General features: G+C 71.0%; 26 protein-coding genes and 3 tRNA genes. 16 read left to right on the top strand and 13 right to left on the bottom strand.

Features of this window, described 5'->3' with window-relative positions:
- Nucleotides 1-9: 9 nt before the first annotated feature.
- The 6 genes from Van01_RS08565 to Van01_RS08590 form a co-directional block, all read right to left on the bottom strand.
- A complete protein-coding gene (locus Van01_RS08565; protein WP_204003373.1) occupies nt 10-966 on the bottom strand; it encodes a carbohydrate ABC transporter permease in 957 nt (318 codons plus the stop codon).
- Between the two features lie 77 nt (nt 967-1,043).
- A complete protein-coding gene (locus Van01_RS08570; protein WP_204003382.1) occupies nt 1,044-2,423 on the bottom strand; it encodes an ABC transporter substrate-binding protein in 1,380 nt (459 codons plus the stop codon).
- Nucleotides 2,424-2,843: 420 nt separating this feature from the next.
- Nucleotides 2,844-3,845, bottom strand: a complete 1,002-nt coding sequence (locus Van01_RS08575; protein WP_204023934.1) for a LacI family DNA-binding transcriptional regulator — start codon at nt 3,843-3,845, stop codon at nt 2,844-2,846.
- Nucleotides 3,846-3,917: 72 nt separating this feature from the next.
- The gene (locus Van01_RS08580) at nt 3,918-5,396 is read right to left on the bottom strand and encodes a dihydrolipoyl dehydrogenase family protein (RefSeq protein ID WP_204004439.1); all 1,479 of its coding nucleotides are present in this window, start codon (nt 5,394-5,396) and stop codon (nt 3,918-3,920) included.
- Between the two features lie 53 nt (nt 5,397-5,449).
- On the bottom strand, nt 5,450-6,772 hold the full coding sequence (locus Van01_RS08585) for a cryptochrome/photolyase family protein (RefSeq protein ID WP_204003384.1): 1,323 nt from the start codon (nt 6,770-6,772) through the stop codon (nt 5,450-5,452).
- Nucleotides 6,769-7,680 carry a phytoene/squalene synthase family protein gene (locus Van01_RS08590; RefSeq protein WP_204003393.1) on the bottom strand — a complete coding sequence of 304 codons (912 nt, stop codon included), beginning with the start codon at nt 7,678-7,680 and terminating at the stop codon, nt 6,769-6,771. Before Van01_RS08590 ends, Van01_RS08585 begins: the two co-directional genes overlap by 4 nt.
- Before the next feature lie 65 nt (nt 7,681-7,745).
- Between Van01_RS08590 and Van01_RS08595 the strand changes: the two genes are divergently transcribed.
- From Van01_RS08595 to Van01_RS08630, 8 genes are all read left to right on the top strand, one after another.
- Nucleotides 7,746-8,900 carry a polyprenyl synthetase family protein gene (locus Van01_RS08595; protein WP_204003396.1) on the top strand — a complete coding sequence of 385 codons (1,155 nt, stop codon included), beginning with the start codon at nt 7,746-7,748 and terminating at the stop codon, nt 8,898-8,900.
- A 68-nt stretch (nt 8,901-8,968) separates the two neighbouring features.
- Nucleotides 8,969-10,450, top strand: a complete 1,482-nt coding sequence (crtI, locus tag Van01_RS08600; RefSeq protein WP_204003400.1) for a phytoene desaturase family protein — start codon at nt 8,969-8,971, stop codon at nt 10,448-10,450.
- 55 nt (nt 10,451-10,505) lie between these two features.
- Entirely contained in the window at nt 10,506-11,096 is a 591-nt protein-coding gene (idi, locus tag Van01_RS08605; RefSeq protein WP_204003403.1) for an isopentenyl-diphosphate Delta-isomerase, read from the top strand.
- Nucleotides 11,086-12,027: a MerR family transcriptional regulator gene (locus tag Van01_RS08610; RefSeq protein WP_204003406.1), complete on the top strand. Its 942-nt coding sequence runs from the start codon at nt 11,086-11,088 to the stop codon at nt 12,025-12,027. The genes idi and Van01_RS08610 overlap by 11 nt, the downstream gene beginning before the upstream one ends.
- An 80-nt stretch (nt 12,028-12,107) precedes the next feature.
- Complete coding sequence (locus Van01_RS08615) at nt 12,108-12,890, top strand: polysaccharide deacetylase family protein (protein ID WP_204003409.1); 783 nt, start codon at nt 12,108-12,110, stop codon at nt 12,888-12,890.
- Between the two features lie 154 nt (nt 12,891-13,044).
- A tRNA-Glu gene (locus Van01_RS08620) sits at nt 13,045-13,117 on the top strand.
- Between the two features lie 33 nt (nt 13,118-13,150).
- Nucleotides 13,151-13,224 (top strand) — tRNA-Asp (locus tag Van01_RS08625).
- Nucleotides 13,225-13,327: 103 nt separating this feature from the next.
- Nucleotides 13,328-13,401 (top strand) — tRNA-Phe (locus Van01_RS08630).
- A gap of 66 nt (nt 13,402-13,467) precedes the next feature.
- On the opposite strand, the gene Van01_RS08635 is transcribed toward Van01_RS08630, so the two are convergent.
- Nucleotides 13,468-13,794: a hypothetical protein gene (locus Van01_RS08635; RefSeq protein WP_204003412.1), complete on the bottom strand. Its 327-nt coding sequence runs from the start codon at nt 13,792-13,794 to the stop codon at nt 13,468-13,470.
- An 80-nt stretch (nt 13,795-13,874) separates the two neighbouring features.
- On the opposite strand from Van01_RS08635, the gene Van01_RS08640 reads away from it, so the two are divergent.
- The 3 genes from Van01_RS08640 to Van01_RS08650 all read left to right on the top strand — a co-directional run bounded on the left by Van01_RS08640 (nt 13,875) and on the right by Van01_RS08650 (nt 15,539).
- Nucleotides 13,875-14,240 carry a hypothetical protein gene (locus Van01_RS08640; RefSeq protein ID WP_204003415.1) on the top strand — a complete coding sequence of 122 codons (366 nt, stop codon included), beginning with the start codon at nt 13,875-13,877 and terminating at the stop codon, nt 14,238-14,240.
- Nucleotides 14,237-14,683 (top strand): MerR family transcriptional regulator, encoded by a 447-nt coding sequence (locus Van01_RS08645; RefSeq protein WP_204003418.1) that lies wholly within the window; start codon nt 14,237-14,239, stop codon nt 14,681-14,683. Before Van01_RS08640 ends, Van01_RS08645 begins: the two co-directional genes overlap by 4 nt.
- Nucleotides 14,684-15,026: 343 nt before the next feature.
- Complete coding sequence (locus tag Van01_RS08650) at nt 15,027-15,539, top strand: SRPBCC family protein (protein WP_204003423.1); 513 nt, start codon at nt 15,027-15,029, stop codon at nt 15,537-15,539.
- A 30-nt stretch (nt 15,540-15,569) separates the two neighbouring features.
- Here Van01_RS08650 and Van01_RS08655 read toward each other — a convergent pair whose 3' ends face one another.
- Complete coding sequence (locus Van01_RS08655; protein WP_204003425.1) at nt 15,570-15,959, bottom strand: hypothetical protein; 390 nt, start codon at nt 15,957-15,959, stop codon at nt 15,570-15,572.
- A gap of 154 nt (nt 15,960-16,113) precedes the next feature.
- On the opposite strand from Van01_RS08655, the gene Van01_RS08660 reads away from it, so the two are divergent.
- Nucleotides 16,114-17,472, top strand: a complete 1,359-nt coding sequence (locus Van01_RS08660) for an ABC transporter substrate-binding protein (RefSeq protein WP_204003428.1) — start codon at nt 16,114-16,116, stop codon at nt 17,470-17,472.
- A 58-nt stretch (nt 17,473-17,530) separates the two neighbouring features.
- Here Van01_RS08660 and Van01_RS08665 read toward each other — a convergent pair whose 3' ends face one another.
- A complete protein-coding gene (locus tag Van01_RS08665) occupies nt 17,531-18,274 on the bottom strand; it encodes an enoyl-CoA hydratase/isomerase family protein (protein WP_204003431.1) in 744 nt (247 codons plus the stop codon).
- On the bottom strand, nt 18,271-19,212 hold the full coding sequence (locus tag Van01_RS08670; RefSeq protein ID WP_204003434.1) for a 3-hydroxyacyl-CoA dehydrogenase family protein: 942 nt from the start codon (nt 19,210-19,212) through the stop codon (nt 18,271-18,273). Before Van01_RS08670 ends, Van01_RS08665 begins: the two co-directional genes overlap by 4 nt.
- A 194-nt stretch (nt 19,213-19,406) precedes the next feature.
- Between Van01_RS08670 and Van01_RS08675 the strand changes: the two genes are divergently transcribed.
- Nucleotides 19,407-19,703: a hypothetical protein gene (locus tag Van01_RS08675; protein WP_099852498.1), complete on the top strand. Its 297-nt coding sequence runs from the start codon at nt 19,407-19,409 to the stop codon at nt 19,701-19,703.
- Nucleotides 19,704-19,803: 100 nt separating this feature from the next.
- Here Van01_RS08675 and Van01_RS08680 read toward each other — a convergent pair whose 3' ends face one another.
- A complete protein-coding gene (locus Van01_RS08680; RefSeq protein ID WP_204003438.1) occupies nt 19,804-20,586 on the bottom strand; it encodes a class I SAM-dependent methyltransferase in 783 nt (260 codons plus the stop codon).
- A 54-nt stretch (nt 20,587-20,640) separates the two neighbouring features.
- Here Van01_RS08680 and Van01_RS08685 point away from each other — a divergent pair, with 54 nt between their 5' ends.
- The gene (locus tag Van01_RS08685; RefSeq protein ID WP_204003442.1) at nt 20,641-21,021 is read left to right on the top strand and encodes a PPOX class F420-dependent oxidoreductase; all 381 of its coding nucleotides are present in this window, start codon (nt 20,641-20,643) and stop codon (nt 21,019-21,021) included.
- A gap of 95 nt (nt 21,022-21,116) precedes the next feature.
- On the opposite strand, the gene Van01_RS08690 is transcribed toward Van01_RS08685, so the two are convergent.
- Together Van01_RS08690 and Van01_RS08695 are read right to left on the bottom strand one after the other, a co-directional pair.
- Nucleotides 21,117-21,326, bottom strand: coding sequence for a BldC family transcriptional regulator (locus tag Van01_RS08690; protein ID WP_007073996.1), 210 nt, complete (start codon nt 21,324-21,326; stop codon nt 21,117-21,119).
- 252 nt (nt 21,327-21,578) lie between these two features.
- Nucleotides 21,579-22,418, bottom strand: a complete 840-nt coding sequence (locus Van01_RS08695; protein ID WP_204003444.1) for a DUF8083 family protein — start codon at nt 22,416-22,418, stop codon at nt 21,579-21,581.
- Between the two features lie 261 nt (nt 22,419-22,679).
- Between Van01_RS08695 and Van01_RS08700 the strand changes: the two genes are divergently transcribed.
- Nucleotides 22,680-23,762, top strand: coding sequence for a Glu/Leu/Phe/Val family dehydrogenase (locus Van01_RS08700; protein WP_204003445.1), 1,083 nt, complete (start codon nt 22,680-22,682; stop codon nt 23,760-23,762).
- A gap of 295 nt (nt 23,763-24,057) precedes the next feature.
- Complete coding sequence (locus Van01_RS08705; protein ID WP_093403828.1) at nt 24,058-24,270, top strand: DUF3073 domain-containing protein; 213 nt, start codon at nt 24,058-24,060, stop codon at nt 24,268-24,270.
- Nucleotides 24,271-24,276: the final 6 nt, after the last annotated feature.

The raw sequence follows: 24,276 nt of genomic DNA on the forward strand, positions 1-24,276 counted from the left end.
GGCCTCCTCCTAGTCCTGTTTCGCGGTGAGCCGCAGGTAGGCGGCGGAGAAGCCGGCAAGCACCACGAGCATGATCACGCCGAGTGCTGCAGCGCCGTTGAGGTCGTTCTGGAAGAACCCGTGCTGGTAGATGAGGTACGCGACCGAGGTCGCCGAGTCCTCCGCGCCCGCGCCGTTGGCCAGGATCAGCGGCTCGATGAAGAGCTGCATGGTGGCGACGATCTGGAGCATCGCCAGCAGCGCGAGAATCAGTCGGGTCTGCGGGATGGTGACGTGCCGGATCCGTCGCCAGATCCCCGCGCCGTCCAGCTCGGCCGCCTCGTACAGCTCGCCGGGGATGTTCTGCAACGCGGCCAGGTAGATCAGCACCGCGCTGCCCATGTTCATCCAGGTCGAGGCGAGCACCATCGCCGGCATCGTCATCTCCGGCGACTGCATCCACTGCGCCGTCGGTAGGCCCAGTGCCTTGAGGATCGCGTTGAACAGCCCCGCGTCGCTGGGGTCGTACGCGTAGAACTTGAACAGGAACAGCGCAGAGGCGGGGGGCAGCATCACCGGCAGATAGACCAGGATCCGGAGGTACCCCCGGGCGTGCCGGAACTCGTTGAGCAGGATCGCCACGAAGAACGGCACCGCGTACCCGAGGACGAGCGCGAGGCCTGTGAAGTAGAAGGTGTTCTGCCAGGCGGTCCAGAAGCTGGGGTCGTCGAGGATCCGGAGGTAGTTGTCCCAGCCGACCCAGGTGGTCTCACCACGCCGGGTCCGTTGGAAGCTCATGACGACGCCGCGGACCATCGGGTACCAGGAGAAGACCGCGAAGCAGAGCACCGCACCGATCAGGAACGTGTGTCCGGTGAGGTTGTCGCGTACCTTGCGGCCGAGGCTGGTCCGCCGCGCGCCGGCCGGGGGCGACGGTGTGGGGCGGTCCGCTGCTCTGACAGCCCCGGGGGCGGTGGTGATCGTCAAGACGACTCCTGTGGGTGGATGACCGGACGACGAGCGCGGTCGGGGCGGGGGCCGGATCGCCGCCCCCGCCCCAGCACTCAACGCTCGGCGGCGAGGAGCTTGTTGACCTTCTCCTCGGCGGTCTTGAGCAGCGTGTCGATGTTCGCGTCCGGGTTCGTCAGCACTCCGGACATCACCGCGTCCAGCACCGCGTAGATCGCCTGCGCGTTGCGCGGCTCACCCTTGATCGGGACCGGGTTCGCCTCGAAGTTCGCGAAGTTCGTGGTGTCGACGTTGGCGTTCGCCTTGCGCAGCTCCAGTTCCTGCCGCTGGGCCTCGCTGCCGTTCGTGAACAGCAGCGGTTGCGGCAGACCGACCGGATAGTTCTGCGGCTTGGACCGGGCGTAGTCGAGCTGCCCCTTCCCGGGCGTGAGCTTCTGGTACGCGATCCACTTGAGACCGGCGCGGACCTGCTCCGGGGTGAGGTCCTTCTTGAAGAAGTAGCCCTCACCGCCGCCGAGCGTGCCCTTGGCCGGACCGTCCTGGCCGGGCAGCGGACCCATCGCCCAGTCCTCGAACCTGCCCTGGAACTGGCTGACGATCGCCTGGGTCGCGTCCGGCGCGCCGATGAACATGCCGACCTTGCCGGCGCCCGCGTTCGTCAACAGGTCGCCCCACTGGAGCAGCTGGCGATCGCCCATGCTGTCGTCGCCGTAGCGCATGTCCCTGAGGTTCTGGAGGACCTGCCGGCCCAGGGCGTTGTTGAAGTCGGCCTTGCTGCCGTCGGCGGTCAGCACCTGGCCGCCCTGCGCGTAGGGCAGGGCGGTGAAGTGCCAGCCGCCGGTGTTGCCGGCGCTGTACTCCGCGTAGCCGGCGATGCCGTCGCCGAGCGCGGCGATCTTCTTGGCCGCGTCCCGGACCTCCGTCCACGTCTTCGGCGGGTTGTTCACGTCGAGACCCGCCCGCTGGAACAGCACCTTGTTGTAGACCAGGCCCATCGAGTAGTTCTTCACCGGCACGGCGTAGAGCTTCCCGTCGTCGGAGAAGACCTCCTTGAGCGCCGGATCCACGCTGTCCCAGGTGGGGATCGTGTCCTTGCTGGCGTACTCGGTGATGTCCATCGCCTGGCCGGAGTCGAGCACCTGCTGGAGATCGGTCATGTACCCGTAGAAGACGTCGGTCACGGTGCCGCCGGCCAGCCGGGCGGTGAAGTCCGGTGGGTTGTTGCACTGCTCGCCGACGCTCACGCTCTTGACGACGATGTCGGGGTTGAGCCGCTGGAACTCGGCGACGTCGGCGTTCCAGTTCTGCAGCAGCTCTTTCTGGGCGCCGACCGGCTGGCAGTCGACGGTGATGGTGACCTTGCCGCTCGCGTCGCCGCTGGCGTCGTCGCTCTTGGTGGAGCAGGCCGCGAGGCCGAGCCCCAGACCGGCGACGAGCGTCAACGCCGCTGCCTTCCGGTACTGCGGTACGGACATCTGTCCATCCCTTCGGGAACGGGTGTCTAGGTGAAGTCGGTGATCGGCGGTCGGTGTCCTCCGCCGCGATGCCCTGCTACTTGTCGGTGGCCGCGTTCTGCCCTGACCCTCCGTTACCTCAAGGAGGCCAGGTGTGAGTGGAGTCACTGTAACGACGGCGACTCAATCCAGCAAGCTTTAGATTTTTTCTTGCAAGTAAGCGACTGGGCATCGTCAGATAACGACCGGAGGAGGGTTCCGCCACCGATGGGCCTGAGTGGACGTCGCGCGGGCGCACGGCCACGACGAAACGGCCGCCGACCGCGGGCAGCGGTCGACGGCCGGAAACGCCAGGTCAGTGCGACGAGAGGGGGCGGCCCATCAGGGCGGCGGCTGCGGTACGGAGCTGTCGGATCCGCAGCCGGTCGTTGCCGCCGGACGTCAGCGGCGCGGCGTGGGCGCGGTGGAGCCGCGCACCACCAGTTCGGGCTCGAAGAGCAGCTCGTCGGTGAGCACACCGCCGCCCTCGATCTGGGTGACAAGCAGGTCCACGGCCGCCTGCCCCATCGTCTCGATCGGCTGCCGGACCGTGGTCAGCGGCGGATCGGTGCAGGTCATGAACGCGGAGTCGTCATAGCCGACCACCGAGACGTCGTCGGGCACCGAACGGCCGAGCCGGCGCACCGCGCGGATGGCACCCAGGGCCAGCACGTCACTGGCGCAGATGATCCCGGTGACCCCCCGCTCGACAAGCTTGGTCGCCGCGACCCGGGCGCCCTCCATCGAGAAGCTGGAACGCTCCACCCACTCGGTCCCGTCGACCCAGCCGGCAACCCGGTGCATAGCGTTCACCTTCCGCCGCGACGGCACGTGGTCCTCGGGCCCGAGCACCAGGCCGATCCGCTCATGCCCCAGCGAGCGCAGGTGACCGTACGCCTGCTCCACCGCTACCGCGTCGTCGGTGGAGACCCGGGGGAAGCCGAGTTCGTCGACTCCCGCGTTGACCAGCACCACCGGCAGCCCACGGTCGGTCAGCCGGCGGTAGTGCTCGTGCGACGCGTCGGCAAGCGCGTACGACCCACCGGCGAAGATGACGCCGGAGACCTGGTGGTCCAGCAGCATCTCGACGTACGCGGACTCGGAGACGCCACCTATGGTGCGGGCGCACAGCGCCGGGGTGAAGCCGCGTTGGGCCAGCGAGCCGGTGACCACCTCGGCGAGCGCCGGGAAGATCGGATTCTGCAGCTCGGGCAGCACCAGCCCGACCAGCCGGGCGCGTTCGCCGCGCAGCTTGCTCGGTCGCTCGTAGCCGAGCACGTCCAGGGCGGTGAGCACCGCCGTCCGGGTCGCCTCGGCCACACCGTCGCGGCCGTTGAGCACCCGACTCACTGTGGCCTCGCTGACACCCGCCTTGCGGGCGACCTCGGTCAGTCGTTTTGTCACGGCCGCAATCCTACGCCGCAACGCTGCAAAAACAGAACAGCATCCTGTCGTCGCGTGACGCCTTCTTGTCAGTCACCGGCCCAGATTGTGCAGCGCGTCCGAGATTGCCCGGTGAAAGGTGGGGTAGGCGTAGATCATGTGCCGGAGCTGGGTCAGCGGGACGGCCGCGTGCACGGCCACGACCAGAGCTGACAGCACCTCGCCGCCGGCCGGGCCGGCCGAGGTGGCCCCGATCAGCACCCCCTGGTCGGCGTCGGCGACGAGCTTGATGAAGCCGACCTCGTCGGTGCGGTGGATCCAGCCTCGGGTCGACGACGCCAGCCGGGTGAAGCCGACCTGCACGTTGATCCCGCGTTCCCGGGCCTGCTGCTCGGTGAGGCCGACCGCGCCGATCTCCGGATCGGTGAAGGTGACCCGGGGCAGCGCCCGGTAGTCCGCGCGCAGTACCGATCCTGCCGAACCGGCCGATCCGGTCGCGGACAACGAGCTTGCCGCGCCGACCGCGCCACCGACCACGCTGGCCGTACCACTCGGGTCCGCACCGCCCTGCGCGCGTCGTACGTGGTCGAGCACGTCGGCGACCACGATGGCGGCCTGGTACATCGCGACGTGAGTGAACGCACCCTCGCCTGTCACGTCGCCGACCGCCCAGATCCCGTCGGTGACGTGCAGCCTGTCGTTCACCTGCAGGTACCGCCCGCTCGCGTCGACGTCGACCGTGTCCAGCCCCAGCTCGTCGAGGTGGGCGCGGCGGCCGGTCACCACCAGCAGCCGCTCGGCGGTGAACTCCTGACCTTCGGTGCCGCGCAGGGTGAAGCCTGCGGGACCGTGCTCGACCCGGGCGGCCCTGACCCCGGTGTGGATCTCCACCCCGTCGGCCCGCAACGCGGCGGCGGCAGCCTCGGACGACTCCGGCTCCTCGACGGCAAGGACCCGGTCGAGCGCCTCGACCACTGTGACCCGGACGCCGAAGCGGGCGAACACCTGGGCCAGTTCCAGCCCGATCGCTCCACCACCCAGCACCAGCAGCGAGGCGGGCAGTTCCTCGACCTCGATGGCCGCCCGGTTGGTCCAGTACGGGGTCTCCGCCAGCCCGTCCACCGGCGGCACCGACGGGCGGGTGCCGGTGCCCAGCACGATGCCGTGGCGGGCCTGGAAGACCTGGTCGCCGACCCGTACCCGGCCCGGACCGTCGATCCGGCCGCTGCCGCGTAGGAAACGCCCACCCTTGTCGGTGAACCGCTGCACCGCCACCCGGTCGTCCCAGTCGTCGGTGGCTTCCGCGCGGATCCGCTTCGCCACCGGCGCCCAGTCCGGGGTGACCTGCGCGGTGCCGCCGAGACCGTCGACCCGGCGGGCCTCGGCGACCGCGTTCGCCGCCCGGATCATCATCTTGCTCGGGATACAGCCCCAGTACGGGCACTCCCCGCCGACCAGGTCGCGTTCGACACCGACCACTGTGAGCCCAGCCTCCGCGAGCCGGCCGGCCACCTCCTCACCGCCGACGCCGAGCCCGATCACCACCACGTCCACATGTTCCGGCTCCGCCATGTCGCCAGCATCGCGCACCGGTCCGTCCTCGGCCACCCGGCACGCGGATCAGCTCAGCGCAACCAGACCGGGGTGTCGCCCGGTGGTTCCAGCGGTGGCGGATAGTCGAGCGTGCGGCGCAGCGCCTCCGGCAGCCGCCACGGCTGGTGCACCGCACCGCCTCCCACCGACGCCAGTTCAGGCACCCAGCGCCGCACGTACGCCCCGTCGGGGTCGTACCGCTCGGCCTGCCGCACCGGGTTGAAACCCCGGTACGGCCTGGTGTCGTTGCCGGTGCCGGCGACCCACTGCCAGTTGCCCGAGTTGTCGGCGATGTCGCCGTCGAGCAGCCACCGGAAGTAGACCGCCTGCCCGTCCCGCCAGTCCAGCCCGAGGGTCTTCGTCAGATAGCCGGCGGTGATCAGTCGGGCCCGGTTGTGCAACCAACCCTGCGCCCGGAGCTGACGCATGCCGGCGTCGACGATCGGCAGACCGGTACGACCCTCGGCCCAGGCGGTGAGGGCCTGCTCGTCGTAGCGCCAGTGCTCGGTCGCGCGGCGCCGGTACGCCTTGCGGGGCAGCTCGGGGAAGGCGGCGGTCACCTGGTGGTAGAAGTCCCGCCAGCAGAGCTGACGGACGAACGGGGACTCCCGGTCGTCGATGGTGTTGGCCACGGTCAGCGGCGAGAGGCAGCCGAAGCGCAGGTACGGACTGAGCCGGGAGGTGGCGTCGCCGGCCATGTCGTCGTGACGGTCGCCGTAGCGCACGACGTCGGGCAGCCACCGGGCCAACCGCTGCCGTGCCTCGTCCTCCCCGCCGGTCACCACATCCGGCGAGTCGCCCGCCGGCAGCGCGGGGAAGCGCCCGACCGGCACCCCGGCCGGCAGCACCACTGTGGTCGGCGCCGACAGTTCCTCCCGCCACCGCCTGGCGCTCCACGCCCGGTGGTACGGACTGAACACCCGATAGTGGTCACCACCACCCGGGGTCAGCTCCCCCGGCTCGACCACCGTCAGGCCGGGGAAGAACCGCAGGTGCAGCCGATGCCTGTCACACTCGGCCCGCAGGCGTTGCGCCCGGTGGGCCGCGTACCGGGAGACGTCGGCGGAGAGCGCGACGGCCTCGGCACCCACCTCACCGGCCAGCCGGATCGTCTCGGCCACCGGGTCGCCGTGCCGCAGCACCAGGTCACCGCCGAGCCCGCGCAGCGCCGCGCGGAGCGCGGCGAGGCTCTGGTGCAGGAAGCGGGTGCGGTTCGGCGACAGCTCCGCGAGCGTCGGGTCCAGCACGTAGAGCGGCACCACGCGGTCGAAGGCGGCGCAGCTGGTCGCCAGCGCCGGGTGGTCGTGCACCCGCAGGTCGCGGGTGAACAGCACGACAGCGGTACGCCCGCTCACCGCACCGGCGGTCCGGGCACGGCGACCGGGCTGCCGGCCGGGGTCAGCAGGGCACGGGTGGCCACGCCCAGCCGGCGTCGCTGCGGCACCGTGGCGCGGCGGGCGAAGACGTCGTAGTCCTGCGCGGCCACCTCGTCCAGGATCCCGCCGTAGAGCAGGTACGCGGTGCGGATGCAGGCCTGCGAGGCACCGTCGAGCAGGACCACGCCCGGCGCCGCGGCGAGGTAGTGCGCCTGGGCGCGGGTCACCTCGTACCGGATCAGCTCACGCACCGGCCCGCTGGCCCGCCCGGCGGCGTGACAGGCGAACAGGTCCTCCCGCGTCACGCCGAAGGCGGCCAGGTCCTCGTCGGGCAGGTACGTCCGCCCCCGGGCCAGGTCCTCGCCGACGTCCCGGATGAAGTTGGTCAGCTGGAACGCGAAGCCGAGCTGCCGGGCCGGCTCGCGGGCCGCCGCCGGAGCGGAGCTGCCCAGGATGGGCAGCATCATCGTGCCGATGACCGCCGCCGATCCCTCCATGTAGTCCAGCAGGTGATCGTAGGTGCGGTAGGAGGTGACGGTCAGGTCCATCGCCATGCTCTTGAGGAACGAGGCGAAGTCCTCCCGGTCGAGGTCGAACACGGCGATGGTGTGCAGCACCGCGGGCAGCAGCGGGTCGCGCACCGGCGCACCGTGCAGCCCGGCGACGAACCGTCCACCCCAGTCGTCCAACCGGGCCGCGCGCTCGGCCGGAGGCAGGGCGTCGGTCTGATCGACGATCTCGTCGGCGTAGCGGGTGAACCCATATAAAGCGTGCACATGCCGCCGTTTCCATGCGGGCAGCAGCCGGGTGGCGAGATAGTAGGTGCGGCCATGACGTTTGTGCAGCTCACGGCATCTGTCGTAGGCAGCGGCGAGATCCAGGTCCACCGGCCCCTCCTCTGATTCGACGCACCAATCGACGCAACTTGAGACCTTAGGGTACGCTCGGCGGCATGGCCAGCGACGGACCAACGGGTAACCTCCTTCGCGTGGTGCCTGAGCAGCCGGTCGGTGGAGACGACCCGATCGCTGCCGTACTGGCCGCCTACACGCGTGACATCGTCACGGCCGTCGACAACACGCTTGCCGAGTTCCTGACCGCCGAGGTCGACGCCCTATCCGCTATCGACCCCGCGATGGGCGGCTTCGCCGCCATCGCCCGCGACTGTGTCCTCTCCGGCGGCAAGCGGGTCCGGCCCACATTCGCCTACTGGGGCTGGCGTGGCGCGGTCGGTGGCGACATGCCCGTCACCCCGGTGCTGCCCGCACTTGCCACCCTGGAGTTGCTGCACACCTTCGCGCTCGTGCACGACGACGTGATGGACGCCTCCGCCACCCGACGCGGCCGACCCACCGCGCACGTGGCGGTGGCCACCCAGCACGCCGCAGCGGGCCGCAACGGCGACTCCGGGCGCTTCGGCGAGGCGGTCGCCGTGCTCATCGGCGACCTCTGCATGGTCTGGGCCGACCAACTGCTGGCCCTCGCCGAGCTGCCGGCGGACCGGCTGCTCCAGGTGCGACACGGCTACGACCGGATGCGGGTGGAGACGGTCGCCGGGCAGTACCTCGACGTCCTCGGCGAGACCGACCCGGACAGCTGGTCGGTGGACCGGGCGCTCCGGGTGGCCCGGTACAAGACCGCCAGCTACACCGTGCAACGACCACTGCTCTTCGGTGCCAGTCTGGCCGGCATCGGCGGGGACAGCACGCTGGACGCCGCGTACTCCCGCTACGGTCTCGCCGTCGGCGAGGCCTTTCAGCTCTGCGACGACCTGCTCGGCGTCTTCGGCGACCCGACCACCACCGGCAAGCCGGCCGGCGACGACCTGCGAACGGGCAAACCGACAGCGCTGCTCGTACTGGCCCGGGAGTTGGCCACCCCGACGCAGTTGCGAGCACTCGACGGCGTCGGCCGGCCGGCCGACGCGCCGGAGATCGCCCGGCTCGCCGAGGTGGTGGTCGACACCGGCGCCGTACGACGGATCGAGCGGATGATCGACGAACGGGTCGAGGAGGCGCTGGCCGCGCTCGACGCGGTAGCCATCGACGAGACCGCCCGCACCGCGCTTGTCGGCCTCGCGACCGCCGCCACCCACCGGAGGGCATGATGGGCTCCCTGCACAGCGAGCGTCGGGAAACTCCCGAGGTTTCCCGGTCTCCAGAGAGGTGGTCATCGGTGCGGACCGTTGACGGGCGTACTGATCAGGTGGTCGTCGTCGGGGCCGGCCTCGGCGGCCTGGCCTGCGCGCTGCACCTGGCGGGCAGTGGACGCCAGGTGACAGTGCTGGAACGCGAGGCGGTGCCGGGCGGGCGGGCCGGTCGACTCAGCGTCGACGGCTACGAGTTCGACACCGGCCCCACGGTGCTCACCATGCCCGACCTGATCGCCGAGGCGCTCGCAGCGGTCGGCGAGGAGCTGACCGACTGGCTCGATCTGATGCCGCTCGACCCGGCCTACCGCGCCTACTACCCGGACGGCTCCACGCTCGACGTGCTCACCGACACCACTGCGATGGCGGCGGAGATCTCCCGGGTCTGCGGGCCCCGGGAGGCCGACGGCTACCTGCGGTTCGTCGACTTCGCCCGAAACCTGTGGCGACTGGAGCGGGCCGACTTCATCGAGCGCAATCTCGACGCCCCCACCGACCTGCTCACCGGCAACCTGCTCAAACTCGTCGCCACGGGTGCCTTCCGTCGACTCCAGACCAAGATCGATCAGTTCTTCCGGGACCCGCGCACCCGACGGATCTTCTCCTTCCAGGCGATGTACGCCGGCCTCGCCCCACACGACGCGCTGGCCATCTACGCCGTCATCGCGTACCTCGACTCGGTGGCCGGGGTCTTCTTCCCGCGCGGCGGCATCCACGCGGTCTCCCGGGGGCTGGCCGGCGCCGCCGAGAAGCACGGCGTACGGATCCGGTACGGCACCACCGTCACCCGGGTGGAGACCGCGAACGGTCGAGCCACAGGTGTGGTGACAGCTGACGGGGAGTTCGTCCCCGCCGACGCCGTGGTGCTCAACCCCGACCTTCCGGTGGCCTACCGCGACCTGCTGCCGCCGACCCGGCAGCGCCGGCTCACCTACTCGCCCTCGTGTGTCGTGCTGCACGTCGGCTCGACCCAGGGCTACGGGCGCATCGCCCATCACAACATCCACTTCGGGCGGGCCTGGCAGGGCACCTTCGACGAGGTCATCAGGCGGGGAAACCTGATGTCCGATCCGTCCCTGCTGGTCACCAACCCGAGCCGGACGGACCCGTCGGTGGCCCCCAGTGGCCGGCACACCTACTACGTGCTGGCTCCGGTGCCGAACCTCGACCGGGCACCGTTCGACTGGCGCGGCGACCTCACCGCCCGCTACACCGACCAGCTCATCACCACCCTGGAGGAGCGCGGCTACGTCGGCTTCGGCGCGGGCGTGGAGGTGCTGCGGGCGATCACTCCGGCGGAATGGGCCGAGCAGGGCATGGCTGCCGGTACGCCGTTCGCCTCCGCGCACACGCTGTTCCAGACGGGCCCGTTCCGGCCGTCGAACCTGCACCGCTCGCTGTCCAACGTGGTGTTCGTCGGCTCGGGCACCCAACCCGGCGTCGGCGTACCGATGGTGCTCATCTCCGGCAAGCTAGCCGCCGCCCGGATCACCGGGGAGCAGCGGTGATCCCGAGCAGCCAGGCGGTGCCGGGCCGCGCGCTCGGGAACGGTGGGTGGCGCTGATGCCGCAGTCCCGGGAGAGCCACCTCGTCGAGCTGGTCGACGACGCCGGCCAGCCCGTCGGGGAGGCCACTGTGGCCGCCGCCCACCAGCCGCCCGGTCAGTTGCACCGGGCGTTCTCCGTGATGCTCGTGGCGCCCGACGGCCGGGTGCTGCTCCAGCGACGGGCCGCGACGAAAACCCGCTTCCCGTTGCGCTGGGCGAACTCCTGCTGCGGCCACCCCAAGCCCGGTGAGGCCCTGGCCGAGGCCGCCAACCGGCGGCTGTCGGAGGAACTGGGCGCCGGACCGGTACCGCTGAGCGAGGTCGGCGTCTACGTCTACCGGGCCGAGGATCCGGCCACCGGGCGGGTCGAGGTCGAGTACGACCACGTCCTGCGCGGCGCGTTTCCCACCGACGGGCCACTACGCCCGGAGCCGGCCGAGGTGGCGGAGCTGCGCTGGGTCGAGCCGACCCAGCTGGCCGCCGCGCTGCACCACGACCCCGACGCCTACGCACCGTGGCTGGGTGGCGTACTGGATCGGCTGCTGCAACCCGCGAAACCGCCCGGCCGGCCGACCGACGACGCGCCGGAGCGGCCGGGTGGCCGATGAGGCGCTGAGCGCGGGCGTCGTCGCCCAGCGCCTGGGGGTCGCGGTGACCACGCTGCGCACCTGGCACCAGCGGTACGGCCTCGGGCCCAGCCAGCACACTCCGGGCCACCACCGGCGCTACACCCCGGCCGACCTGGCCCGGCTCGAGGTGATGCGGCGGCTCACCGCCGACGGGGTCAGCCCCGCCGAGGCGGCCAGATGGGCCCGCCAGGCACCCGACGCCCTGGCGTCCGTCGGCGTCTCCGCCGGCAAGCGCAGAAGACGGGACGGCGGTGGTACGACCATCCCGGTCGGCCGGGCCGGTCCGGCGGCCCGGGGGCTGGCCCGGGCGGCGATGCGACTGGACGCCGAGGCCATCAGTGAGACGATCTCCCGCGCCATCGCCGCCGACGGTGTGGTCACGACCTGGGACCGGCTGTTGCGCCCGCTGCTCGTCGGTATCGGCGAGCGGCACGTCGCCACCGGCGCGCTTATCGAGGTCGAACACCTGGTGTCCCGCTGCGTCTCGGCGGCGTTGGGCGCGGTGGCGTCCGCCGGCCCCGCTGCCGGGCCACCGCGCGTCCTGCTCTCCTGCGCCGACGAGGAGCAGCACAGCCTGCCGCTGGAGGCGCTGGCCGCGGCGCTGGCCGAGGCCGGCGTCGGCTACCGGATGCTCGGTGCCCGGGTGCCGGTGACGGCGCTGCTCGCTGCGATCGACCGGACCGGACCGGCTGCCGTGGTGCTCTGGTCGCAGACTCGGGCCACCGCCGACCCGGCCCAGCTCACCGCCCTGCTCTCCGCGCCGAGCCGGCCGCTGCTGGTGCTCGCGGCCGGGCCGGGCTGGCCGGCCCGGAATCTGCCGGCCGGGGTGGTCCGTCCGACGGACCTGACCGAGGCGGTCTCGCTCACCGTCGCCGTGCATGACTCCCTGAATCGTCCGGCCGCTTCCTGACCCGCAGTGGGTCCACCCAAATCGGGTGAACTAGCGTCGGGGGGGTCCGCGAACCCCGAACCCCCTCTCGGAAGCGAACGATGCGTCACCGTGTCCTGCTGGTTGTCCTGGTTGTCCTGCTCGTCGCCGGCTGCGGCGACCGTGGTGACAACAGCCCGGAGGCCACCGCCCCGTCCAGCCCGCCTCCCTCGGCCGCCCTTCCGCCGGAGGCGAGCCCGTCGCCGACCCGCACCGTGCCGCCGAAGCCGGCACTACGACCGCTGCCGACGAAGCTGCCGGCCGGTCTGGTCCGTACCACAGGCACCAGGAAGGTGGCCCTCACCTTCGACGACGGACCCGACCCGGCCTGGACGCCGAAGGTGCTCGACCGGTTGAAGGCGGCCAAGGTGAAAGCCACCTTCTGCGTGGTGGGTACCCAGGTCCGCAAGCACCCGGGCCTGCTGCGGCGGATCGTCCGGGAGGGGCACCAGCTCTGCAACCACAGCTGGAACCACGATCTCGACCTGGCCCGGCGGCCGGTCCCCGAGATCCGCGCCGACCTGGTTCGCACCAACCGGGAGATCCGGCGGGCGGTACCCGACGCGAAGGTGCCGTTCTACCGCCAGCCCGGGGGCCGGTGGACCGCCGAGGTGGTGAAGGTCGCCAAGCAGCTCGACATGCGCTCCTTGCACTGGACCGTCGACCCGCAGGACTGGGCGAAGCCGACCGCGGCCACCATCGAGAAGCGGGTGAAACGGTCAGCCCGTCCCGGTGCCGTGGTCCTGCTGCACGACGGGGGCGGCAACCGCTCGGCCACCCTCGCGGCCTGCGCCAAGGTGATCAGCGGTCTGAAGCGCGACCACGGCGTCGCGCGGCTCACCTAGACCACCTCCGAGCTGGTGTTTTCCGGGGCGTTGTGGCTGCCGCCATACCGGTTTGGTCGACCGGTACGCCATCACGTATGCTTTCGAAGCCTCCGGCGGGGCCGGATGGGAGCAAGTCCGTTCAACGTTGCGAGTGTGCAATGATGGCGGGGCCGCCCTCATCGTCTAGCGGCCCAGGACGCCGCCCTTTCAAGGCGGTAGCACGGGTTCGAATCCCGTTGGGGGCACGCTCCGGCTCAGGCCGGAGGCAACACCAGCAAGGTCCTGTGGAGCAGTTGGAGTGCTCGCCGCCCTGTCAAGGCGGAGGTCGCGGGTTCAAGTCCCGTCAGGACCGCAAGCGCTGACGCCGCGCCCCTCGCGCGGCGTTCTGCGTATCGGGGCATGCGACCCGTCCCAGCGGCGATCCCGCAGGTTGGGTAGCATGAGCCGAGCACCACGGCCAGGTAGCTCAGTTGGTACGAGCGTCCGACTGAAAATCGGAAGGTCGGCGGTTCGACCCCGCCCCTGGCCACATAGCCTTTCGCCGGGCTACTGCAACGCCGATCAGCGGAAACGCCGGTCGGCGTTTTGCTTTGCGTCAACGCCGGAGCAGGAAGAACCATCCCACAGCTGTCACGAGAAGCAGCAGCGCCAGTGCGAACAGAACCCGTCCACCCACGACGGGCACGGCGACGAGTGACGGCACCTGCTGGACGAACAGGCTCGCACCGAGCAGCGCGAGGAAGCCACCACGCCGGAGCGGCTCGGACCGCTGGCTCTCGGTCAGGCGCGCAACCCGCACCCAGACGGTGGGGAACCGCCGCGTCACCGCGACCCGTACGCCGAGTACGACCACGACAAGGCTGAGGACCACGCTGACGAGTCGCAGGGCGACCCATACCGGGTCCGGGTCATCCACGGTCACGCGACCAATCATTCACCTGAGGTCAATGCCCGGCCCCAAAGCTTGCATCCGGTACCTGGGTACAGGCTTACCGTCGGGATATGAGAGACCAGGACATCATCACCGGAGAGGCCGGTGCGGGGTGGGTGCCGGATGTCTGCACCCTGCCGACGGCGGACAGACCGCTTCGGCTCGCCGAGTTCGACAGGTTCTTCGCCGACGCCGTACGCGCTGCGCAGCGGGTGTCAGCCCAGCATCTGCGGCTGTGGCTCGACAACGCGACACAGGTGGAGGAGACGGCCCGCGAGCTGACCGCTCGCGAGTCGTCGTGCTGCTCGTTCTTCGCCTTCGACCTGTCCCGACCCGATCCGGACTCGCTGACCTTGGATGTACGGGTGCCAGCGGGGCACGTCGACGTGCTCGACGCGCTCGCCGAAACGGCTGCCGCCGTCCGGCGACAGCGATGACGTCGTCCGGGCTACGCAGTGGGGAGCTGGCTGACGCGGCCGGCGTCAACCAGCAGACCCTGCGTTACTACGAACGGCGTGGGCTGCTCGCCTCCCCGCAGCGGTCGCCGGGTGGGCACCGGATCTATCCGGCCGAAACGGTCACCCTGCTACGGATCATCAAGACGGCGCAGCGTCTCGGTTTCACCCTCAACGAGGTCGCCGACCTGCTCGACGCCGGCCGCCACCGCCACGGCCGCCGACCCGACAGCGGGTTGCAAGCCCGCGCCAGGGACAAACTCGCCGAGATCGAGCAGAAGCTGACGGACCTCACGGTCATCCGCGACACCCTGCGCGCAGCCATCTCCGCCGGCTGTGACGACCTGGTCTCCTGCGCTGACAGCCCCTGCTGCCCACTGCCCTTCGCTGAACTCGCCCAAAGGAACGACAATGCCGGACACTGAGCCCCTGCCGACCTGGCCCGGCCTGCATGTGCGCCCCGCCGCCGACCTCAGGGTCCGTCGGGCCGCGAGGAGAGGTCGAACGGGATCTCCTGCCGACGGGGTGCGTCGCCTGCTGCCGTCCGGTCTGACCGGCCTCGCGGCAGCCGCCTGTGCCGACGGATGCTCCGGCGGTAGCTGCTCCTGCGGCACCCCGAGCGGGGCGCGGACGTGAGCATCCCGGTCGTCACCCCGCAACGGCGGGCGGCGCTGTATCGATCGAAGTCCGCCAGTACGTCGATCATCAGGCGGGACAGACATCGGGGAAAGCTGCACACCCGGGCATGAGCCGGTATGGTCCGGGCCTATGGGACAGGGGATGGCCGATCCTACCGACATCCAGCAGGATCTTGAGCGGTTCGCACTCCGCAGCACCCTTCGTGTGCCCACCTCCGCGGATCGGGCGTACGAGGTCTTCACCGGTCGGCTCGCCGACTGGTGGGTGATGGAGTACACCTGGTCGGGCCCGGGCGTCCTGGCGGAGCTGGGCATGGAGCGCCGCCCCGGCGGGATGCTCTACGAGGTCGGGCCATACGGCTTCCGCAATGACTGGGGGCGGGTGCTGACCTGGGATCCGCCCCGCCGTCTGGTGTTCACCTGGCAGATCGGCGCGGACCGCGCTCCGGTGCCCGACCCGGCGCAGGCCAGCGAGGTCGAGGTGCTCTTCACGCCTGCCGACTCCGGCACCCTCGTCGAGGTGACGCACCGGCACTTCGATCGGCACGGCGAGGCCGCCGAGGGCTACCGACGTGCCCTGACCGCCGGCTGGCACGAGTTGCTTTCCCGCTATGCGACGGCACTTATCCACTCGCCGGCATGAGCGCCGGGCCGGGCGCGTTGACTCGAACGGTCAGGCGGCCCGATGCCGCAGCGTCGCCACTGTCGAGCCGGCCAGGGTGAGCAGACACTCCGGCAGCAGCCCGTCGGCCGCCGCCGCGCCGAACAGCGCCCGAGCGGTGTCGAGGTCGCCGTTTGCGTACGCGCTGACGAAGCGGGCCACCCACCGGGCGTCGTACCCGGCCTGGTCGATGCCGGGGAAATCCAGGGCGCAGACCCCGGGCGGCACCGGATCTCCGACCATCGTCGCGGCCAGGCACCAGGCCACGTCGTACGCGCCGGCCAGGCCGGCCCGGTCGACCACCTCGTCGAAGGTCCCCACCACGGCATCGGAGTCACCATCGAGGGCCGAGCTGAGAATGGCAGCGGCATCCTCGAACATCTGCTGTGGCGAGTCGGTCACGGACCGCACAGTACGGGTGCCAGTCAAGGAGCCCACCGTGGTTACTCTCCGTACATGGCGAGGGCGACCTGCGGATAGGCCGGCCTCCACGGTCCCGCCGCCCGTCACGGCACGCTAGTCTGCGCAGCGGACCTTCGCCCGAGGAAGGACGACCATGCACATGTCACGCGGCTCGCGGACGGCCATCCTGGCTGTCTGCGCCACGGTCCTGCTCGCCACCAGCGCCTGCGGGGATGACCAGCCCGAGGAGGCGACCGCCCAACAGGTGCGCCTCTACGGCACGGACGGCAACATGCTCAACTCGTACCCTGAGGAGTTGAAGGATCGCGCCGGCCTGGTCGACGGGATGAAGGGCACCACCCCCCTCACGCCACTGCCGGACAACTTCAAGAACCGGCTACGGTCCGTGGACCCGAGGTTGACCGACTACCTCTACTCCGCCGAGGCGTACGACGCGGTGGCGATCAGCGCCCTCGCGGCGCAGCTCGCCGGGTCGACCGACCCCGCGGCCATCGCCAAGCAGATCGTCGGCGTCACCAACGAAGGCACCGGCTGCACCTCGGTGGCCCAGTGTCTGCGGCTGGCCCGCCAGGGCACCGACATCGAGTACCGCAGCGTGTCGATCACCCGGGCCGGGTTCACGGACGCGGGCGAGCCGGCCACCGCCAGTTACGCCACCCTGCACTTCGACGGTCAGCAGCTCAACGACGCCAAGACCGAGTTCGTCGGCGCCGGTGACGAGTCGACGGCCAGCAGTAAGGCACCGCCGAAGGGCAAGCGGCAGAACGGCACCTTCCCCGACCCGGAGAGCGGAGCCCCGCTGGTTCTGGGCGGTCTGCTGCCCAAGACCGGCGACCTGGCCATCGCCAACCCGCCGATCGCGGCCGGTGCGGCGCTGGCACTCAAGGAGATCAACGCGGCCGGCGGGGTGCTCGGCGAGGACGTGGTGTGGATCGACGGCGACGACGGCACCAGTCCGGCAGTGGCCAAGGCGACTGTGGCGAGCCACATCGACGCCGGCGTGCACGTGATCATCGGTGCCGGCGGCTCGGGCATCTCCGCGGCCGTACTGCCCGACGTGGTGGACGCCGGCCTGATCCTGTTCTCGCCGTCGAACACGGCGGCCGACCTGACCGACGCCGACGACAAGGGCCTTTACTTCCGCACCGCCCCGCCGGACAGCCTCCAGGGGCGGGCGCTGGCCGACGTGATCCTCCGGGACGGCCCGCAGAAGATCGCCATCGTGGCGCGTGAGGACTCCTACGGCAAGGGGCTCCGCGAGGTCGTCCGGGCCGAGCTGGAACGGGCCGGATTCGGCGGCGACCGGGTGAAGCTGCTCGGCTACGAGCCCGGCGAGGACGCCGAGGCCGCCCCGATCAACTTTGGTGAGGGCGCCAAGCAGATCAAGGAGTTCGGGGCCGACGCGGTGCTGATCATCGGATTCAGTGAGTCAGCCGCGGTGATCCGGGCGCTCGCCGACGCCGAGGTACCGCTGGCCGCACTGGCCTCCTGATCCGGCAGACGCCGACGGCCGCACCGCGCACGGTGCGGCCGTCGCTGTTTCCGGCGTCCTAGCGCCCGCGCCGCCGTTCGAGGAACTCGGTCATCCGGCGCTGCTTCTCCTCGTCGGTGAAGAGCACCGCCTGGCTCACCAGGTCAAGCTGCGGATGCGCGGCGGCCGGGGCGTCGACGGCGAGCTTGGTCAACCGCAGCGCCAACGCCGAACCCTTGGCCATCTCGTCGATCAGAGCGTGCGCCGCCGGCAACAGCTCGTCCGGGGTGGCCACCACCCGGTTCACCAGGCCGATCCGCAGCGCCTCGGCCGCGTCCACCCGCCGGCCGGTGAACAGCAGCTCCTTGGCCAGCGCCTCGCCCACGAGAGCCGGCAGCCGGTGGGTGGCACCGGCACCGGCCAGGATGCCGAGCCGCACCTCCGGCTGGCCGAAAACCGCCCGCTCCGAGCAGACCCGAAGATCGCAGGCGTACGCCAGTTCGGCGCCGCCGCCGAGGGCCGGACCGTCGATCGCCGCCACGGTCGGCATCGGCAGCGCCCGGATCCGGGCGAAGGCCGCCGAGTTGATCGCGGCCAGGGCGTCCAGCCGGCCGCGTTCCCGCAACTGGGCGATGTCCGCCCCGCCGGCGAAGATCCCGTCGGTGCCGCCGGTCAGCAGCAGCATCCGGGGGTGCGCCTCCAACTCGGCGCACACCTCGTGCAGGGCCGCGATCAGGTCGGTGTCGATGGCGTTGCGTTTCTCCGGCCGGTCCAGCGTGACCACCATCCGGTCCGGCTGTTCCTCGACCCGCAGTCCACTCACCGGGTCACCTCCGGTGGTGCGCCCGCATCGTCAGGGGTCGGCCCCGCAGCGCTGCCGGCGGCCGTGAGCGGCTCGCTGCCGCCCGAGCGCGTACCGTCGCTCCACAGGTAGAAGCCCTGCCCGGACTTCTTGCCCAGCCGGCCGGCAGCGACAAGTTCCACGAGCAGCGGCGGCGGGGCGAACCGGTCACCGTACGCGGCCTGCAAGGTACGTGCGATGTCCAGGCGTACGTCCAGGCCGACCAGGTCGGTCAGCTCCAGCGGGCCGACGGGGTGCCGGTAGCCGAGCACCATCGCCTTGTCGATGTCGGCGGGGCTGGCGACCCCGTCGGCGACCATCCGGATCGCCTCCAGCCCGAGCGTCACGCCCAGTCGGGACGTGGCGAAACCCGGCATGTCGCGTACCACGACGGGGTCCTTGCCCAGCCGACCGGCGAGCGTGACTGCCGCGTCCGTGGTCTCCGGCGCGGTGGCCGGCCCGACCACGATCTCCAACAGCGCCATCGCCCAGACCGGATTGAAGAAGTGCAGTCCGCAGAACCGCTCCGGCCGGGCCAGCTCCGCTGCGAGGTCGGCGATCGGGATGCTTGAGGTGTTGCTGCCCAGCAGCGCCGGGCCCAGCGCCTCGGCCTCGGCGAGCACGGCCCGCTTGAGGTCGGGCCGTTCGGGTACCGCCTCCACGATCACGTCAGGTGCCGGGGCGACCTCGGCGAGCCCCGCCCGCAGGGTGATCCGTGCCCGGTCGGCGGCGGCCTGTTCGGCGCTGAGCCGGCCACGCCGTACGGCCCGCTCCCAGAGTTCGGTGAGCCGCCCTACCGCCGCCTCGCCGCGCTCCCGGTCCACCTCGACAAGTTCCACGGCGTGACCGCTGCCGGCCGCCACGTACGCGATGCCCAGACCCATCGTGCCGGCACCGACCACCACGAACCGTTCAGTCATCGCGACACCACCGCACAGTGAGAATCGGCCTCTCGCAGACGTCTCCGGCGCGCGGGGTCGCCGCCACGCCGGGTGTCAGCCCGTACGCTCCGCTCAGTCATGCTGCGACCCTATGCAGCGCCGGCCCCGGTCCCATGCGTGGGGGCGGACAGGATCGGGTACAGACCGCCGACAACCGAGGGAAGGACGAGCAGATGAGCCAGGCACCGGAGACCGTGGACGGCGCGGGCGCCGAGGGAACCGTCGAGACGCGCGGTGACGAGCGCGTCGAGCTGCTGCGTGCCGACACCAACAACGACGGCCGTACCGACGTGTGGGTGGTCGACACCGACGGAGACGGTAAGGCCGACCTGTTCCAGTTCGACACCGACGGGGACGGCAAGGTGGACGTCACGATGGTCGACATCGACGAGGACGGCCAGCCCGACGAGGTGGTCGACGGCGACGGTGGCCTCCCCCCGGAGCAGCTTCCGCCGACCATCCAGGTCTGAGCGACCGCACCACCGGGCCCCCTGCTGACGCCTCCGGGCGCCGCAGGGGGCCCGGTCGTCAACTGCCCCTCGACCACGCCGGCTCAGCCCGGTCAGCCGGTCAGCCGGTCAGCCGCAGGGTGGCCAGATAGTACGGTGCGTCGCGGTCGTCCACGTCGGCCAGCTGCCAGGGGGAGCCGTGCACCAGCTCGGCGAGTTCCCCGGGTGAGCAGACCAGGTAATCGAACCACTGTGTGCCCAGCTCGCGGTAGCGCAGCCGCAGCCGCAGCTGCCCGCCCAGGCGGCCCCGTCGCCGATTGTTCTCGTGGTACGAGGTGTGCACCGGATCCCGGGTGCCGTACGGGTCGGTGCCGTGGGCGATCACCTGCGCACCGGGGCGGGCCATGGCCGCCAGCGCGGCGAGGAAGACCGGAGCCCGTTCCCGGCCCTCGATCAGGCCCAGGTTGTTGCCGAGCAGCAGGAAGGTGTCGTACCGCCGCCCGCTCGCACCGGCGTACTCGTCGACTGTGGCGTGCACCAGGTCGCGTACGCCCCGGCGACGGCACACCTGCAACGCGCCGGCCGAGGTGTCCAGCCCGGTGACGGGTACGCCCCGTTCCTGGAGCAGCAACGCGATCCGGCCGCCGCCGACGCCGACATCCAGGGTCGCGCCGCGTACCCGGTCGACGGCCCGATGGTCGTGCGGCTGCCAGTCCTGCGGCGGGTCGAGATAGTGCGCGGCCGGCGCGCCGTTGACCAGCCCGTCGTCCCGCTCGATGATCTCGATGACCGGGCGGGGCAGGCGTCCACCGGCAAGCGGCCGGGGACCGATCCCGGTCGAGACGGCAAGCGCGTCGCGCAGCATCTCACCGAAGACGTCACCGATCCGTGGTTCCCCCGTCACGCGCTTAACGCTATCCGGCCGGTCAGTCGGCCGCAGCGCCCGTATCCTGGCGGCGTGACCATGTTGGACCGCCTATCCGCGGAGAAGTACATCCTCCTGACGACGTTTCGCAAGGACGGCCGTGCGGTGCCGACCCCGGTGTGGGCGGTCCGCGACGGCGAGGCCCTGGCGGTGTGGTCGGCGGCCGACGCCGGCAAGGTGAAGCGGATCCGCCGCAGCGGCACCGTCACGGTGGCCCCCTGTGACGTGCGGGGCCGGCCGCACGGCGAGGCGGTGCCGGCCCGGGCGAGCCTCTACGACGCCGGCGCGACAAACCGCATCCGTGGCCTGATCAAGCAGAAGTACCGGGTGATCGGCCGGCTGACCCTGCTGGGCAGCCGGCTGCGCCGGGGCGAGGGCGGCACCGTGGGCATCCGGGTCGAGTTGACCGAGTGACACTCTGATCCGCTTCCGGAGCCTCGCCGGGGCATGGCGAAGGGCGGCGGAACGAGCCCGCCGCCCTTCGTGAAACGCTGCTATCCGACCGGTGGTCAGTCCCCCTGGCGCTGCTGCGGAATCTGCCCCTGCAGCAGTGCCCTGACCTCAGACTCGCGGTATCGGCGGTGCCCGCCAAGGGTCCGGATGGCGCTCAGCTTGCCAGCCTTAGCCCAACGGGTCACCGTCTTCGGGTCGACACGGAACATCGACGCCACCTCGGCCGGTGTGAGTAGCGGCTCTGGTTCGTGCGTTCGCGATGCCATCGGTCACTCCTCCACATGTATAGACATCGGCCGGGGTCCCGCCGGCCGACGCGTCTCCCATGGTCCGGCTAGTCCCCGATGTCCGACATGGGCCGAACGGCCGAACGTCCCTAGACGGACGGATGAACCATGCCCGATTTATACGACTTTTACACGCCAGAAAGTAACTTATTCGGACTCATGATCACGGTTCGTGATGCATCAACTACGAAGCAGCCTCGTGTTGGCGACTGAAATTAGGACATTAGCGTCCTAGTTGCAACGCTCCAGAAGTTGCACCGCGCGCCACCGGGCCACCAGCTTGTCGTACGCCGCCGAGGCCTCCTCCGCCTCGCCCCGGGACAGCCCGGCCAACCCGGCCGCGACAAGTTCCGGCGAGTCGTCCTCGGCCAGTGTCTCGTCCGAGAGCAGCTCGACCAGCCCGCCATAGTCCAGTTCCACGACCGAACGCGGGTGGAACTCCTCAAGCCAGCGGGCGGCCTCCTCGACCGCCTCCGTGATCGGCGCGTCGCCCACCGACTTGCGGAGCACCGCGAGTGCCCGGGACGAACGACGACGCGCCTTGGAGATCTCCGTCCGGAAGCGCAGCGAGCGACGGTCGGGGACGGTCACGTGGTTGCGTTCCTGCGGTTCGAAGAGCACGAACCAGCGCAGTGGCACGCCCCAGGTCGCGATCTGCTCGTGCACCCGGGGCACCCCGTGCTCCAGCACCCGGGCGCCGCTGCGCCAGTCCTCCACCACCGCCTTGGCCTGCCCGGCCAGCACCGGCGGCACGAAGGCGTCGGCCAGCACCGGAGGTACGCCGTCCCGCGCGCTCAACGCCGCCTCGGCCACCCGGATGCGCAGGTTCCACGGGCACACCAGCAGGGTCTCGTCGGTCTCCAGCACGTACGCCTCGTCCGGCAGGTCGGGCAGCCGCGTCCAACCGGCGCCGAGCGCCTCGATCACTGTGGTCCGCTGCCGGCCCGGCCCCTCGACCGGCGCGACGGCCCGCCCCTGCTCGACGTAGCGACGCCAGTAGGACTGGCGATCCCGGTCGAAGGCGGTCAGCGGCTCGTACACGCGCAGGTATGAAGCGAAGAGCGACGGCACGGCGCGATCCTCCCACGAACGGCAAGCCGAGCGTTGCTCGGCGTCACCGCGCGACACGACGCGGCGCAGGACCAACCCGGGCAAAGCCTCGCCACGCCGCCTACTGCGGGCCGGGGCGGACCGCCCGCTGGGCGGGACGACGACTACTCGGGAGAGCGGCGCGGCGCGCGCCGATACTAGGCTCGCAGCACCGGCAGCATCCCCGCCGACGTTGACCAGGTCCGCGCCTCACAAGGGCGCCCGCCGACACAGGAGCCAGTCATGGGCGTATTCGCCACCACGGACGACCCGGAGTCCACGGGTCACGAGCAGGTCGTGTTCTGCCAGGACAAGCAGACCGGCCTGAAGGCGATCATCGGCATCTACTCCACAGCGCTGGGTCCCGCACTCGGTGGCACCCGCTTCTACCCGTACGACAGCGAGGCCGCCGCCCTCGCCGACGTGCTCGACCTCTCCCGCGGCATGGCGTACAAGAACGCCCTCGCCGGCCTCGATCTGGGCGGCGGCAAGGCGGTCATCTGGGGCGACCCCGAGCAGATCAAGAGCGAGGCGCTGCTGCGCGCCTACGGCCGCTTCGTGCAGTCGCTGGGCGGCCGGTACTACACCGCCTGCGATGTCGGCACCTACGTGCCGGACATGGACGTGATCGCCCGGGAGACCCGCTACGTCACCGGCCGCAGCGTCGAGCACGGCGGGGCGGGCGACTCCTCGATCCTCACCGCCTGGGGCGTCTTCCAGGGCATGCGGGCGGCGGCCGAGCACGTCTGGGGCGTACCGACCCTGCACGGCCGACGGGTGGGCGTCGCCGGGCTGGGCAAGGTCGGCAAGTACCTCGTCGGTCACCTGGTGGAGGACGGGGCCGAGGTGGTCGCCACCGACGTCAGCTCACGGGCGCTGGACTGGGCCCGCACCACGCACCCCGAGGTCCACCTCGTCGACGACGTCTCCGCGCTCGTCGCCGCCGACATCGACGTGTACGCCCCGTGCGCCCTCGGCGGCGCCCTGGACGATGACACGGTGGCGGCGCTGCGGGCCAAGGTGGTCGCCGGGGCGGCCAACAACCAGCTCGCCCACTCCGGCGTGGAGAAGCTGCTCGCCGACCGGGGCATCCTCTACGCCCCCGATTACGTGGTGAACGCCGGCGGTGTGATCCAGGTCGCGGACGAGATCGAGGGCTTCGACTTCGAGCGGGCCAAGCTGCGCGCCACCCGGATCTACGACACCACGAAGGAAATCCTCCGGCTCGCCGACACCGACGGCGTACCGCCGGCCGTGGCGGCCGACCGGCTGGCCGAGCGACGGATGGCTGAGATCGGCCGGCTGCGCGCGATCCACCTGCGCTGACGACGCGCCGTCGGGGGGCGGGCCGCTGGTCCCACCCCCGACGGCCCTGGGCGGCTAAGCTGAAGATACGACGCGTTCGTGGAGATTTGCCCCATGTCAGGACCGTTCCCGGCATCACCCCCTTACCGGGTACACTGGGTGACGACCTGACAACCGCAACGCGCGGCCATGGTCATAGGTAACCCGAGGTGCCGAACGGTGGCATCCCCATGTACCGTAAGAGCCACGAGAGATGCCTGACGTCATCGGGGCCCGCCTTCGGGCTGCCCCGCATTCTGTGCGAGGGGGTCGAGCCATGGGGCGCGGCCGTGCTAAGGCCAAGCAGACAAAGGTGGCCCGGGAGCTGAAGTACCACTCCCCGAACACCGACCTCGCCGCCTTGCAGCGAGAACTCGGCGGCAGCGGCAAGTCGGACCGCAACTTCGACGACGACTACAAAGAGTACGTCGACGATGACGAGGACCACTCCGACGACGACCCGGACAACTGGGTCCGTCCGACCCGCTGACCCCCG

Origin of the sequence: Micromonospora andamanensis (genome assembly GCF_016863495.1) — a bacterium.
GTDB classification, from domain to species: Bacteria; Actinomycetota; Actinomycetes; order Mycobacteriales; family Micromonosporaceae; genus Micromonospora; species Micromonospora andamanensis.